Origin of the sequence: uncultured Streptococcus sp., assembly GCF_963536705.1 — a bacterium.
In the GTDB taxonomy this organism is placed as follows: domain Bacteria; phylum Bacillota; class Bacilli; order Lactobacillales; family Streptococcaceae; genus Streptococcus.
Genome location: NZ_CAUTAP010000004.1, coordinates 33,857 through 48,249 on the forward strand (window position 1 = coordinate 33,857; position 14,393 = coordinate 48,249).

Annotated in this window: 15 protein-coding genes; all 15 read left to right on the forward strand. The window is 43.3% G+C overall.

Features of this window, described 5'->3' with window-relative positions:
* Window position 1: 1 nt before the first annotated feature.
* The 15 genes from RWX26_RS03460 (at window position 2) to RWX26_RS03530 (ending at window position 14,305) form a co-directional block, all read left to right on the forward strand.
* Complete coding sequence (locus RWX26_RS03460; protein WP_268686653.1) at window positions 2–751, forward strand: acyl-[acyl-carrier-protein] thioesterase; 750 nt, start codon at window positions 2–4, stop codon at window positions 749–751.
* A 2-nt stretch (window positions 752–753) separates the two neighbouring features.
* A complete protein-coding gene (locus tag RWX26_RS03465) occupies window positions 754–1,524 on the forward strand; it encodes a TIGR01457 family HAD-type hydrolase (RefSeq protein WP_314579206.1) in 771 nt (256 codons plus the stop codon).
* Window positions 1,517–2,146, forward strand: coding sequence for a TIGR01906 family membrane protein (locus tag RWX26_RS03470; protein ID WP_314579209.1), 630 nt, complete (start codon window positions 1,517–1,519; stop codon window positions 2,144–2,146). The genes RWX26_RS03465 and RWX26_RS03470 overlap by 8 nt, the downstream gene beginning before the upstream one ends.
* Before the next feature lie 13 nt (window positions 2,147–2,159).
* Window positions 2,160–3,143, forward strand: coding sequence for a CPBP family intramembrane glutamic endopeptidase (locus tag RWX26_RS03475; RefSeq protein WP_314579212.1), 984 nt, complete (start codon window positions 2,160–2,162; stop codon window positions 3,141–3,143).
* A gap of 170 nt (window positions 3,144–3,313) precedes the next feature.
* Window positions 3,314–4,057 (forward strand): DeoR/GlpR family DNA-binding transcription regulator, encoded by a 744-nt coding sequence (locus RWX26_RS03480; protein ID WP_002913607.1) that lies wholly within the window; start codon window positions 3,314–3,316, stop codon window positions 4,055–4,057.
* Window positions 4,054–4,965: a 1-phosphofructokinase gene (gene pfkB / locus RWX26_RS03485; protein WP_314579216.1), complete on the forward strand. Its 912-nt coding sequence runs from the start codon at window positions 4,054–4,056 to the stop codon at window positions 4,963–4,965. The genes RWX26_RS03480 and pfkB overlap by 4 nt, the downstream gene beginning before the upstream one ends.
* The gene (locus RWX26_RS03490) at window positions 4,962–6,947 is read left to right on the forward strand and encodes a fructose-specific PTS transporter subunit EIIC (RefSeq protein ID WP_314579218.1); all 1,986 of its coding nucleotides are present in this window, start codon (window positions 4,962–4,964) and stop codon (window positions 6,945–6,947) included. Before pfkB ends, RWX26_RS03490 begins: the two co-directional genes overlap by 4 nt.
* Window positions 6,948–7,072: 125 nt before the next feature.
* Window positions 7,073–7,447, forward strand: a complete 375-nt coding sequence (locus RWX26_RS03495; protein WP_002915309.1) for a DUF1149 family protein — start codon at window positions 7,073–7,075, stop codon at window positions 7,445–7,447.
* A 2-nt stretch (window positions 7,448–7,449) separates the two neighbouring features.
* Entirely contained in the window at window positions 7,450–8,298 is an 849-nt protein-coding gene (locus tag RWX26_RS03500; protein ID WP_314579221.1) for a DegV family protein, read from the forward strand.
* A gap of 40 nt (window positions 8,299–8,338) precedes the next feature.
* Window positions 8,339–9,106: a 4-hydroxy-tetrahydrodipicolinate reductase gene (gene dapB, locus RWX26_RS03505; RefSeq protein WP_314579223.1), complete on the forward strand. Its 768-nt coding sequence runs from the start codon at window positions 8,339–8,341 to the stop codon at window positions 9,104–9,106.
* Window positions 9,103–10,302, forward strand: coding sequence for a CCA tRNA nucleotidyltransferase (locus RWX26_RS03510; protein WP_314579225.1), 1,200 nt, complete (start codon window positions 9,103–9,105; stop codon window positions 10,300–10,302). The genes dapB and RWX26_RS03510 overlap by 4 nt, the downstream gene beginning before the upstream one ends.
* A complete protein-coding gene (locus tag RWX26_RS03515; protein ID WP_314579228.1) occupies window positions 10,299–12,167 on the forward strand; it encodes an ABC-F family ATP-binding cassette domain-containing protein in 1,869 nt (622 codons plus the stop codon). The genes RWX26_RS03510 and RWX26_RS03515 overlap by 4 nt, the downstream gene beginning before the upstream one ends.
* On the forward strand, window positions 12,164–12,751 hold the full coding sequence (locus RWX26_RS03520; protein ID WP_314579231.1) for a hypothetical protein: 588 nt from the start codon (window positions 12,164–12,166) through the stop codon (window positions 12,749–12,751). Before RWX26_RS03515 ends, RWX26_RS03520 begins: the two co-directional genes overlap by 4 nt.
* Before the next feature lie 71 nt (window positions 12,752–12,822).
* A complete protein-coding gene (locus RWX26_RS03525) occupies window positions 12,823–13,233 on the forward strand; it encodes a GNAT family N-acetyltransferase (RefSeq protein WP_314579233.1) in 411 nt (136 codons plus the stop codon).
* Window positions 13,234–13,345: 112 nt separating this feature from the next.
* A complete protein-coding gene (locus tag RWX26_RS03530) occupies window positions 13,346–14,305 on the forward strand; it encodes an ROK family glucokinase (RefSeq protein WP_314579236.1) in 960 nt (319 codons plus the stop codon).
* Window positions 14,306–14,393 lie beyond the last annotated feature (88 nt).

The following is a 14,393-nucleotide window of genomic DNA, read 5'->3' on the forward strand; positions in this document are numbered from 1 at the left end:
CATGGGCTTAACTTATCAAATGAAAATGAAAATTCCTTTCGATATGGCAGATATGAATGGCCATATCAAGCTGCCGGATGTCATCCTGCTATCCTTGCAGGTATCGGGGATGCAGTCGATTGAGCTTGGCGTCAGTGACAAGGATATGCTGGAGCAGTATAATCTAGTCTGGATTATCACGGACTATGATATTGATGTGACACGTCTGCCACGATTTGCAGAGGAAATTACCATTGAAACAGAAGCTTTGACCTACAATCGGCTCTTTTGCTACCGTCGCTTCACGATTTTTGATGAGGCGGGTGAGGCCATTATCAAGATGATGGCGACCTTTGTTCTCATGGACCGGGATAGCCGCAAGGTTCGTGCCGTTGATCCAGAGATTGTAGCGCCATACCAGTCTGACTTTTCCAAGAAATTACTGCGCGGTCCTAAGTATCCAGACTTGGAAAATCCTGTCAGCAAGGACTACCATGTACGCTTTTACGACTTGGATATGAACGGCCATGTCAACAATAGCAAGTATCTGGACTGGATTTTTGAGGTTATGGGAGCAGATTTCCTCACCCAGCACATTCCCAAGAAAGTCCATCTTAAGTATGTCAAGGAAGTTCGACCGGGCGGCATGATTGCTTCTAGCTACGACCTAGAAGGTCTGCAGAGCAATCACCAGATTTCCAGTGACGGCGAAGTCAATGCCCAGGCTTTGGTGACCTGGCAAGAGTTTAAACATGAGAATGAGGAAGAGTAGAAATGACTTATAAAGGATATTTGATTGATTTAGACGGGACGATTTATAAGGGCAAGAGTCGGATTCCGGCTGGTGAAGCTTTTGTGCATGACTTGCAGAAGCGCAAGATTCCCTATCTTTTCGTGACCAATAATACTACTCGCACGCCAGAAGCAGTGCAGACCATGCTAGCTAAAAATTTTAATATTGAGACGCCGCTTGAGACTATTTACACAGCGACTTTAGCTACCATTGACTATATGCAGGAGAAAAAACTGGGCAAGAAAGTCTATGTCATTGGTGATGTGGGACTTAAACATGCTATTGAAGAAGCTGGATATATAGAAGACACAGAAAATCCAGACTATGTAGTAGTTGGGCTGGACTGGGAAGTGGACTATGAGAAGTTGACAATAGCGACTCTAGCCATTCAAAAAGGTGCTCATTTTATCGGGACCAATCCAGATCTTAATATTCCGACCGAACGAGGTCTGCAGCCGGGAGCGGGTGCTATCAACGCCCTCTTGGAAGCAGCCACTCGGGTTGAGCCAACCTTTATCGGCAAGCCCAATGCCATCATCATGGAAAAAGCTATAGAGCATCTAGGACTGGCGCGTGAAGAAGTGGTCATGGTGGGTGATAACTATCTGACAGATATTCGAGCGGGAATCGACAATGGCATTCCGACGCTCTTGGTTACGACAGGCTTTACCCTGCCAGAAGAGGTGCCCAATCTGCCTATCCAACCAACGCATGTCTTGTCCAGTCTAGCGGAGTGGGACTTCGATGCGTGATAAGTTGAGATTTTCAGCCAGCTTTTTGTGCTTGCTGGCAGCAGCGATATTGCTAACCATTTATCTAGCTTGGCTCTTATACCCGATAGAGATTTCTTATTTCAACTTGCCAGATAAGGTTTATTTGAAAGCAGAGACCATCCAGTATAATTTTAATATTTTGATGGATTACCTGACCAATCCTTTTAGTCAGAAGCTGGCAATGCCGGATTTTCGCTCGTCAGCAGCTGGTCTGCATCATTTTCAGGCAGTCAAGTATCTTTTTCACTTGGCGCAAGCTATTTTTCTAGTTACTCTGCCGGCTTTGATCTTCTTTGTCAAAAAAGTAGTCAAAAAGGGATTTTTAGGTCTCTACAGACGGGCTTTTCTGATGATTAGTCTCTTGCCGCTTGTCTTTGTTGGACTGGCTTTTATGATTGGTTTTAACAATTTTTTTACACTCTTTCATCAGGTTCTCTTTGCCGGAGACAATACCTGGATTTTTGACCCAGTAAAGGATCCAGTCATTTGGATTCTGCCAGAAGAATTTTTCATGCACGCCTTTATTCTTTTTGCTTTGCTTTATGAGGGAATCTTTTTGACCTTGTATTTCTTAAGCCGAAAGGGTAAGGAGAAAATTTAATATAGGAGATTTTATGTATTATATACCCGAACCTTTAAATCCTAAAAAAGATCTAGGACGATTTTCAGCGACTTGCTTCACTTATTTATGGGTCATGGTTGCTGCTGTCTTCGTTTACGTATTTGTTGCCTTTTTTGTCATCATACCAGGACAAGGTATGGACATTCAAAAGACGCAAGACATTGTTACCAAATTCATGGAAAAGGACGGTGGAGCCTATATTCTAGCTTCCTGTCTCGGTGTTCTTACTTTCACTGTGTCTCGGGGTAAGCAGCTCTTTAAATACGACCTTCGTCGCAAGGGGCGGAAGATGACTCCTAAAGTTTTCTTTTATATGATTTGCTTCCTTTTATTCGCCCAAATGTTTACAGCTGTTGTCAATCAGATCATGCAGGCTATCATGCAACTCTTCAATCTAGATCTATCTAGTATGGAATCGGGAGGCGGCGGTTCTGAGACACTGACTATGCTGATTTATTCATCTTTGATGGCTCCAGTTACGGAGGAAATCATTTTTAGAGGTGCTGGATTGCGAGCATTAGAGAAGCATGGAAAGGTTTTTGCCATTCTTCTGACTGCGATTTTGTTTGGTCTCTTTCACGAAAATCTTTATCAGTTTTATTTTGCTAGTTTGATTGGTTTAGGCTTTGGTTATATCGCTTTTGAGTATTCGATTATCTGGTCTATCATTTTTCATGCTCTCAATAACTTTGTCATAGCAGAAGGGATAGCTTTTCTTTCAAAAAAAGCTCCAGAGCCTATTGTTAACATCGTTTTTTACGGCCTATTAATCGCTGGCAGCACAGTATTTCTTTTGCTTTTAATCTTGAAGTGGCCAAAATTTAAGGAATACATTGACGCCAATCGTTCGCTCCCAGGGACCTACCGACAGGCTTTTAAATCAGTCTGGTTCTGGGTTCTGGTTGTGTTTACTTTTCTTGGAACTTTTCTGCCTGTCATGGCAGCCTATCTTGTATCATTGATTAATAATAGCTAATTGCCTTTTATTTGGCAGTTATGCAACGATATGTAAGGAGTTGGATATAGTCCAGCTCTTTTTTTGTTCGATAAAAAGATAGAAAATGAAAGTTTTTGATAGAAAATGCTTGACATTGGAAAATAAAGAGGTATAATAATAATCGTAAACGATTCCAAAGGAGGTGCTTTATGCTGAAGTCGGAAAGAAAGCAGGTTATTCTAGAGACAGTCATAAGAGAAAAATTTGTTTCCTTAGACTATCTAGTACATGCTTTAAACACTTCAGAATCAACTATCAGAAGAGATTTGGATGAACTGGAGAGCGAGCATAAACTGCGACGAGTTCATGGTGGAGCCGAAAGCCTTCATTTTCTACAAGAAGAAGAGAGCAATCAGGAAAAATCTATCAAAAGCATTCAAGAAAAGACAGCTATTGCCAAGATGGCAGCAAGCTTGATTCAAGAGCATGATGTGATTTTTATTGATGCGGGGACAACCAATGAGCTTTTAGTCAACGAGTTGCATGATCCTAGAGTGACAGTCGTCACCAACTCCATTCACCATGCGACCAAGTTGGTAGAGCGCAATATCCCGACAGTCATTATCGGCGGAAAGGTCAAGCCCTCAACAGATGCCAGCATTGGCGGTGTTGCCCTAAATCAAATCGGTCAGTTAAATTTCGATAAAGCCTTTATTGGAATGAATGGCATTGACGATGGCTTCTTTACCACTCCAGACATGGAGGAAGGAGCTGTCAAAAGAGCGATTTTGGAGAATGCTAAGAAGACTTATGTCTTGGCTGATCTTTCTAAACTAGGACAGACGTCCTTTGTCAAGGTCGCTCCTCTTGCCAAAGCAAGCATTATTACTATTCAAAATGAATCGGAAGTGATTCAAGCGCTGAAAGAAAAAACGGAGGTGATTGAGGTATGATTTATACTGTCACACTAAACCCTTCCATCGACTATATTGTTCGTCTGGACAAGGTCCTTATAGGAAGCGTCAATCGGATGGACAGTGACGACAAATTCGCTGGCGGGAAGGGAATCAACGTTAGCCGAGTTCTCAAACGTCTAGGTATTGAGAATACAGCGACTGGTTTTATCGGTGGTTTTACTGGCAAGTTCATCACAGATACTCTGGAAGAGGAAGGAATCTCAAGCCATTTTGTAGAAGTTGAGCAGGATACTCGTATCAATGTCAAGATTAAAGCAGATGCTGAGACAGAAATTAATGGACCTGGTCCAGAAATTTCCAGTCAGAAACTAGAAGAACTTGAGAAGTTCCTTTCTTCTCTGACTTCAGAAGATACGGTAGTCTTCGCAGGCAGCAGTCCTAAAAATCTAGGAAATGTTGTCTACAAGGAGTTGATTGGCCTGACCAGAAAGACAGGAGCGCAAGTCGTCTGTGACTTTGAAGGCCAGACGTTGCTTGATTCATTAGAGTTTGAGCCGCTCTTGGTCAAACCTAATAACCACGAACTAGGTGATATTTTCGGAGTCAAGCTTGAAAGCTTGGATCAGATTGAGAGTTATGCCCGCCAAATCTTAGACAAGGGTGCCCAGCATGTCATCATTTCCATGGCTGGTGATGGTGCCTTACTGGTAACTCAAGAAGGTGCTTACTTCGCTAAACCTATCAAGGGCGATGTGAAAAATTCTGTTGGCGCTGGCGACTCTATGGTGGCTGGGTTTACTGGAGAGTTTGTCCGCTCTGGCGATGTTATTCAAGCCTTCAAATGGGGAGTGGCCTGCGGAACGGCAACCACCTTCTCAGATGATTTGGCGACAGCTGATTATATAAAAGAAATCTATGAAAAAGTAGAGGTAGAAAAAATATGAAAATTCAAGACTTACTAAGAAAAGATGTGATGTTGCTAGACTTGCAGGCAACAGAGAAAAAAGCTGTTATCGAAGAAATGATTCAGAGCCTAGTGGATCATGGCTATGTGACAGACTTCGAAGCTTTCAAAGAAGGGATTTTGGCTCGTGAAGCCTTGACTTCTACAGGTCTAGGTGACGGAATCGCTATGCCCCACAGCAAAAATACTGCAGTAAAAGAAGCGACGGTGCTTTTTGCCAAGTCAAATAAAGGCGTAGATTATGAAAGTTTGGATGGCCAGCCAACTGACCTTTTCTTCATGATTGCAGCTCCAGAAGGTGCTAACGACACTCACTTGGCGGCCTTGGCTGAATTGTCCCAATACCTGATGAAAGATGGCTTTGCGGATAAGTTGCGCCAAGTGACTTCGCCTGTTCAGGTGATTGAGCTCTTTGACCAAGCTTCAGAAAAAGCAGAAGAACCTGCTGTCGTCGAACCTGCCAATGAAGGCGGAGACTTCCTTGTAGCTGTAACAGCTTGTACAACAGGGATTGCGCATACTTACATGGCCCAAGAGGCCTTGCAGAAGGTCGCAGCTGAAATGGGTGTCGGCATCAAGGTTGAAACCAACGGTGCTAGTGGTGTTGGGAATAAGCTGACAGCAGAAGACATTAAAAAAGCTAAAGCTGTTATCATCGCGGCAGATAAAGCGGTAGAAATGAATCGTTTTGATGGCAAGCCGTTAATTAAACGACCTGTTGCGGATGGTATTCGTAAGACGGAAGAACTAATCAATCAGGCTCTTTCAGGAAATGCTGAAATTTACAAGACAGCCAATGGTGGCGGTACGGCAGAATCCGGCGATGAGAAACTTAGCCTGGGAGCTGCTTTCTACAAGCACTTGATGAGCGGTGTTTCCCAAATGTTGCCATTCGTTATCGGTGGCGGGATTATGATTGCTATCTCATTCTTGCTCGATCAAGGGGTTCCTAAAGATCAGTTGAGTCACTTGGGGAATTATAATGGTTTGTCAGCTCTCTTCAATCAGATTGGTGGAGCAGCCTTTGGCTTCATGGTTCCTGTATTAGCTGCTTATATTGCATATTCCATTGCTGAAAAACCTGGATTGGTGGCTGGTTTTGTGGCAGGTGCAATTGCTAAAGCAGGTATTGCTTATGGAAATATTCCAGTATACAAAGAACTTGCAAATAAAACTCCGGAACAAGCTGAAGCAATTTTGAAATCGCTAGCTGAATCCCAAGTTTCATCTGGTTTCCTAGGAGCTTTGGTAGGCGGTTTCTTAGCTGGTGGTATCGTACTATTGCTTAGAAAATACATCAAAGTTCCTCGTTCACTTGAAGGTGTTAAATCTATTCTTCTTCTCCCTTTGTTAGGTGTTGCTCTTACCGGATTTGCTATGTTGGCAGTAAACATTCCTATGTCAGCGATTAATACAGCTCTTAATGACTTCCTTATGAGCTTGAGTGGTACATCAGCAGTTATTCTTGGACTTCTGGTAGGAGGAATGATGGCTGTCGATATGGGGGGGCCTGTTAATAAGGCTGCTTATACTGTGGGTACTCTTTCTTTGGCTGAATCATTGACAAGTGGTGGTTCAACTGTTATGGCGGCTGTTATGGCAGCTGGTATGGTTCCGCCTTTAGCAGTGTTTGTAGCAACAGTTCTTTTCAAAAATAAATTTACAGAAGAAGAGCGTGACTCTGGAATTACCAACATCGTTATGGGACTATCTTTCATCACAGAAGGAGCGATTCCTTTTGGAGCTGCTGACCCAGCCCGTGCTATTCCAAGCTTTATCGTAGGTTCAGCTCTAACAGGTGCTCTTGTAGGATTGTCAGGTATCAAGCTCATGGCTCCTCACGGAGGAATCTTCGTTATCGGTTTGACAAACAATCCAATCCTTTACTTGGTATATGTATTGATTGGTGCAGTAGTCAGCGGTATTATCTTTGGTTACCTGCGCAAACCACTTAAAAAATAATATTTAAAGAATCTCGCTTGTCAGTGAGATTCTTTTTTGTGTTTTCTGGCCTGCAAATTTTAGCATGGAAACTTCGCTCGATATATGGTATAATGGGCCTATCGCATATTTTTAGGAGAATAAAAATGAACATACAGCGCGAAAAAGAATTTGTTAGTCAGTACCATTTTGACGCCCGAAATTTTGAGTGGGAAAAAGAAAATGGAACACCTGAAACCAAGGTTGATGTGAATTTCCAATTGGTCAAAAGAGATGTCGAAGCCCACACAACTTCATTGATTGTGATTTTGACCTTTATGATTGTTTTTGAGAATTTTGTTATCAGCGGAACTATTTCGCAAGCCAACCACATTCACGGTCGTCTTATTGAGGAACCGAGTGAATTTGACCACGATGAAGTAGAAGAGCTGGCTCGGCCTTGCCTGACCATGCTCAACCGCTTGACTTATGAAGTGACAGAAATTGCTCTAGATTTGCCAGGCATTAATTTGGAGTTTTAATCATGAAGTTAGCGGTTATCACAGATTCATCGGCCTATCTGCCGGCTTCGCTGCTGGAGAATGAAAATCTTTTCGTCTTGGATATTCCAGTCGTGATTGCTGGTGAGACTTATGTCGAAGGCAGAAATTTAACAGCCAGTGAATTTTATGAAAAAATGGCTCAGTCAGATGAACTGCCTAAGACCAGTCAGCCTAGCATTGCTGAGTTAGAAGAGATTCTCACCATTCTAGACGGCAAAGACTATACCCATGTTCTGGGGCTCTTTCTATCTAGCGGAATTTCTGGTTTTTATCAAAACATTCAGTATCTGAAAGATGAGTTTCATGGTTTGCAAATTGCCTTTCCAGATTCTAAGATTACCAGTGCACCGCTCGGTATCATGGCCCAATCAGCTCTAGAGTGGGCAGAACAAGGCCTAGATTTTGACACAATTTTAGCTAATGTCCAGAAGCAGATTGAAGGCACCAGCGCCTTTATCGTGGTGGACGACTTGGACCACTTGGTCAAAGGAGGACGCCTGTCTAACGGTGCAGCTATTCTGGGAAATCTGCTCAGTATCAAACCTATTCTGTATTTTAATGAACATGGTGTGATAGAGGTTTTTGAAAAGATTCGGACGGAGAAGAAAGCAACCAAGCGTATGCTGGAACTTGTCCAAGAAAGAACAGCAGGCGGTGCTTATCAGATTATGGTTATCCATGGCAATGCACCAGAAAAAGCAGCTGAACTTCAGCAAAATCTGCTAGACAGCGGTATTGCTGGCGAAGTTCCTATCGCAACCTTTGGCAGTGTTATCGGGACGCACCTAGGCAAGGGTAGTGTTGCACTTGCTTATATTCCTGTAATTTGATTGTCTGAGTGCCTGAGCTTGTCTCTGTAAGGAGGAAAACATGAGTATCAAAGTTATTATTGCTGGTTTTAAAGGGAAAATGGGCCAAGCAGCCTATAAAATGGTAACAGAAGATTCTGAACTAGAATTAGTTGGACTGCTGGATCCCTTTACGGATGAAAAAGAAGTGGCTGGTGTTCCCGTCTTCAATGCCAAGGAAGAATTGGCTGGGCTGAAAGCCCATGTCTGGGTTGATTTTACAACTCCAAAAGTAGCTTATGACAATACTCACTTCGCTCTGGAACAGGGATTTTGCCCGGTGGTCGGAACGACAGGATTTACTCCAGAACAGTTGGAAGAGTTAATCACACTGTCTAGGGAAAAGGAGTTGGGTGGATTGATTGCTCCAAATTTTGCCTTAGGAGCTATTTTGCTAATGCAGTTTGCAGCACAGGCAGCCAAGTATTTCCCGAATGTAGAAATTATCGAACTGCACCATGACCAGAAAAAGGATGCACCGAGCGGGACGGCTATCAAGACAGCAGAGCTCATCAGCCAAGTCAGACCAAGCAAGGAGCAGGGAGCTGCTGATGAGGAAGAGTCTATAGCCGGCGCTCGCGGAGCTGATTTCGATGGCATGCGTATTCATTCGGTCCGCTTGCCAGGTTTGGTTGCCCATCAAGAAGTAATCTTTGGCAGTCAGGGAGAGGGATTGACCCTGCGGCATGATTCCTATGACCGTGCTTCCTTTATGACAGGAGTTAATCTTGCCATTAAAAAAGTTGCCAAACGCTCAGAATTAGTCTATGGATTGGAACATTTACTATGAGATTAGAAACTCTGCCTTCTGAATTTCAGGAGGCTTTGCCAGTATTAGAGAAGATAAAAGCGGCTGGCTTTGAAGCTTATTTTGTTGGGGGCTCTGTTCGAGATGCCCTTTTGCAGCGACCTATTCACGATGTGGATATTGCCAGCTCCAGCTATCCTGAGGAAACTAAGCGTATCTTTGACCGGACAGTTGATGTGGGGATTGAGCATGGAACTGTCTTGGTCTTGGAAAATAACCGCGAATACGAAGTGACGACTTTCCGGACCGAGGATGTTTATGTGGACTACCGTAGGCCTAGTAAGGTTTCTTTTGTGCGTTCTTTGGAGGAAGACCTCAAGCGACGCGATTTTACCATCAATGCCCTAGCTTTGGATGAACACGGTCAAGTCATCGATCTTTTCCAAGGCTTGGATGACTTGGAAAATCAGATTTTGCGGGCAGTTGGGACGGCTGCTGAGCGCTTTAATGAAGATGCACTACGCATCATGCGGGGCTTTCGTTTTCAAGCTGCCTTGGATTTTGACCTGGAGCAAGATACTTTTGCAGCGATGAAGGATTGCGCTTCCTTGTTGGAAAAGATTTCAGTTGAACGAATTTTTATTGAGTTTGACAAGCTCTTGCTGGCTCCGTTTTGGCGCAAGGGATTAGAGGTGCTTTTAACAAGCGGTGCTATAGAATTTTTACCTGATTTGAAGGGAAGCAGAGCTAAGTTAGAAAGGCTCTTCGAGTTGGATTCACATTTTCGCTTTTCAGCATCCGAGCAGGCTTGGGCAGCACTTTTACTGACCTTGGATGTGCAAAATGTCAAAGGCTTTCTAAAAAAATGGAAGACCTCTCGTGAATTTGCCAAGAAAGTAGAAGATTTAGTTGAGATTGCGGCCATTCGCTCAGAACGAGACTTAACCAAGCGAGACTGCTATGCCTATGATTACGACTTATTGCTACAAGCAGAAGAGCTTCGGCAGGCGCAAGGTTTGGCAGTTGATTTCTCTGCGGTTCAGAATCTTGATGCCAGTCTGACTATTCATAGTAAGCAGGAAATGGTGGTCAATGGTGGCATGCTGATGCGGGAGTTTGGTTTTAAGCCAGGACCAAAACTTGGCCAAATTTTGAAAGAGTTGGAATATGCTATTGTAGATGGCCACTTACCTAATGAACTAGAGGCCATTTACGCCTATATCAAGGAGAAGAAATGAGCGATTTTATCGTTGACAAGCTAACCAAATCAGTAGGAGATAAGACTGTTTTTCGGGATATTTCCTTTATCATTCATGACCTAGACCAGATTGGTCTGATTGGTGTCAATGGAACTGGAAAGACAACGCTGCTGGATGTGTTGTCGGGCAAGTCGGGCTTTGACGGAGATGTCAGCCCTTTTTCTGCTAAGACAGGCTATAAGATTGCTTATCTGACTCAGGAGCCTAGTTTTGATGAGGAGCAGACGGTGCTTGACACTGTTTTGTCCAGTGATTTACGGGAAATGCAATTGATTCGCGAGTACGAGCTGCTCCTGACGGCATATGATGAAAGTCAACAGTCTAGGCTAGAAGCGGTTATGGCCGAGATGGACTCGCTCCATGCTTGGGAAATCGAAAGTCAGGTCAAGACGGTCCTGTCCAAGCTTGGTCTGACTAATCTGTCACTTAAGGTTGGTCAGTTATCAGGAGGCCTTCGTCGCCGAGTTCAGCTGGCCCAGGTTCTCTTAGGTGATGCCGATTTGCTCTTGCTGGATGAGCCGACCAACCACCTAGATATTGATACCATCGAATGGCTGACCCATTTCTTGAAAAATTCCAAGAAAACTGTGCTTTTCATCACCCACGACCGCTATTTCTTGGATAATATTTCAACTCGGATTTTTGAATTGGATGGCGGTCGTTTGATCGAATATCAAGGAAATTATCAAGACTATGTTCGTCTCAAGGCAGAGCAGGATGAGCGGGATGAGGCCTTGCTTCATAAGAAACAGCAACTGTACAAGCAGGAGTTGTCCTGGATGCGGCGGCAGCCTCAGGCTCGGGCAACCAAGCAACAGGCTCGTATCAATCGTTTCCATGAGCTCAAGAACGATTTGGCTGGTCAGACGACTGACGGCAATCTAGAAATGAACTTTGAAACTAGCCGTATCGGTAAGAAAGTCATCGAGTTTCAAAATGTGGACTTTGCTTATGATCAGAAGCCAATTCTCTCTCAGTTCAGTTTTTTGATCCAGAACAAGGACCGTATTGGGATTGTTGGAGATAACGGTGTCGGCAAGTCAACCTTGCTCAATCTGATTGCCGGTAAACTTCAGCCTCAGGCTGGCCAGCTCATTATCGGAGAGACAGTCCGAGTGGCCTATTTCTCTCAGCAGATTGAGGGCTTGGATGAGTCTAAGCGGGTCATCAATTACCTGCAAGAAGTGGCCGAGGAGGTCAAGATAGGCGGTGGAACGACTTCCATTGCAGAACTCTTGGAGCAGTTTCTTTTTCCTCGTTCTACTCATGGAACTTTAATCGAAAAGCTTTCTGGCGGAGAGAAAAAGCGCCTTTATCTGCTCAAGCTGCTCTTGGAAAAGCCCAATGTCTTACTTCTTGACGAGCCGACCAACGATTTGGATATTGCGACTATGACGGTATTGGAGAATTTTCTGCAAGGCTTTGCAGGTCCAGTCATTACAGTCAGCCACGACCGCTATTTCCTAGACAAGGTAGCCCGCAAGATTTTAGCTTTTGAGGATGGAAGTATTAGAGAGTTTTTCGGAAATTACACGGATTACTTGGATGAAAAAGTCTTTCTAGCAGAAAGCTCTGCTATTTCCCAAAAGACTGAAAAGGAAAAATCGACCAAGGTGCGTGAGGAGAAAAAGCGCATGACCTACTTTGAAAAGCAGGAGTGGGAGTCTATTGAGGACGATATCGAGGCGCTTGAGGAGCGGATTTCTGAGATTGAAGCAGCTATGCAGGAGAATGGCTCGGACTTTGCTCGTCTGTCTCAACTACAGCAAGAACTAGATGAGCAGAACGAAAAATTGCTTGAAAAATACGAGCGCTATGAATACCTGAGTGGGTTAGATGGATGAAAGAAGTAGTGTTTAGGCAGAGCTGGTTGAAAATATTCCTTTTTTCTTTATCGGCGAGCGCTCTTGCTGGCTTTTTGACTGCAGTTCTTATATTACCATCTAAAAACGGATACCTATTATTCGACTCCAATATTTCTGTGATTGAAAAATTGTTTTTAGTGATAGGTACAATTGTTTTTGATTTCCTGTCTTTTTTAGTATGGATTTGTTTGTTTAGGGATAAACGTTTTCTTCGTCTAACGGAACAGGGCTTTTACTTTAGACCCCTTCTTTTTAGAGAAGTTTCGTTTTATAGTTGGGAAGAAATCCAGAGGATAGACTATAAAATTGAACGTATTCGACATTATGGGAAGATCCAATTATTCAATAAGAGACATATTTTGACGATTTGTTTTCATTCAGTGGATCCTGAAGCTTTGAAGAAAAGTAGGCTTGCTTCTAGAAAGAGCAGAAGGTATAAGTTTGGAATACCTGAACCGTTAGAAATTCTTCTAATGTTGCTAAAAAAAGAGAAACCGAAATATATTTATGAAACGATGATGGAGTACCATAATCAATGGTTAGCAAGTCAAAAGGATATTTAAGGTGAAGATATAGTCCGAACAGTTTCATATACTGTTAATCTAAAACCTTTAGAGATGTAACGGAGGCATCTATGAAACTAAGATTAGAAAATACCGACTCAAAGAAAACACAGGAACTGGGAAATTTAATTAGATCCTACAATCAATCAAAGAGGGAGCCCTCCAAAAGCGAACCTCTTAACATCTATGTGGAAGATGAACAAGGAAATCTGCTAGCCGGCATGGCGGCCGAAACTTTTGGAAATTGGCTGGAGATAGAGTATTTGTATGTGAGCGAAGATTTACGAGGGCAAGGCATAGGCTCGGAAATACTGTGCAGGGCGGAACAGGAAGCCAGAGAAAGGAAATGCAAATATTCATTTGTAGATACGTATCAGTTTCAAGCGCCGGATTTTTATAAAAAGCACGGCTATACAGAAGTGTTTGCGCTGAAAGACTATCCTTATACTGGTGAAAGATATTATTATACAAAAGAGTTGTGAGTTTACTTTGGTAATAAAGATGGATTTGATTTTCACTTTTCTTTATGCAAACCTTTTCCTTACTGAAAAAATCTGATATAATGATGATAAATAAAACACAGAGGAGAACATCATGTCGAAAAAAATAATCGGAATTGACCTTGGTGGAACATCTATTAAGTTTGCTATTTTGACTTCAGAGGGCGAAATCCAAGAAAAATGGTCCATTAAAACCAATATTTTGGACGAAGGTAGCCACATCGTAGATGATATGATTGAGTCAATCCTGCATCGTTTGGACTTACTTCAGCTTTCAGCTGAGGATTTTATCGGGATTGGTATGGGTTCGCCAGGAGTAGTTGACCGTGAGAAAGGGACTGTTATCGGTGCTTACAATCTCAATTGGAAGACGCTGCAGCCGGTCAAGGATAAGATTGAAAAAGCGACTGGGATTCCTTTCTATATTGACAACGACGCTAACGTTGCTGCTTTGGGTGAACGTTGGATGGGCGCTGGAGAAAACCAGCCTGATGTAGTATTCATGACACTAGGAACAGGTGTTGGCGGAGGAATTGTTGCAGAAGGAAAGCTCTTGCACGGACTTGCTGGAGCAGCAGGAGAGTTGGGCCACATCACTGTTGACTTTGATCAGCCGATTCAATGTACCTGTGGCAAGAAAGGCTGCTTGGAGACGGTTGCATCTGCAACTGGTATTGTCAATCTGACTCGTCGCTATGCTGATGAGTATGCTGGTGATGCTGAGCTGAAAAAACTGATCGACAATGGTGAAGATGTCAATGCAAAGGTTGTCTTCGACTTGGCGAAAGAGGGCGATGAGCTGGCTCTGATTGTCTACCGCAATTTCGCGCGCTATCTAGGAATTGCCTGTGCCAATATCGGCTCTATTCTTAACCCATCTACAATCGTTATTGGTGGTGGCGTATCAGCTGCGGGTGACTTCTTACTTGATGGTGTGCGCAAGGTTTATGAAGAGAATAGCTTCCCGCAGGTTCGTACTTCAACCAAGTTGGCCTTGGCTACTCTTGGAAATGATGCCGGTGTTGTCGGGGCAGCATCATTGGTCTTACAATAATTCTACAAGTATGCTTCATTTGTTCTCCTGCAGAAAGGTCTGTAGGAGAATTTTTATGGAAAATTTGCTATACTAGAAAAAGCTCACT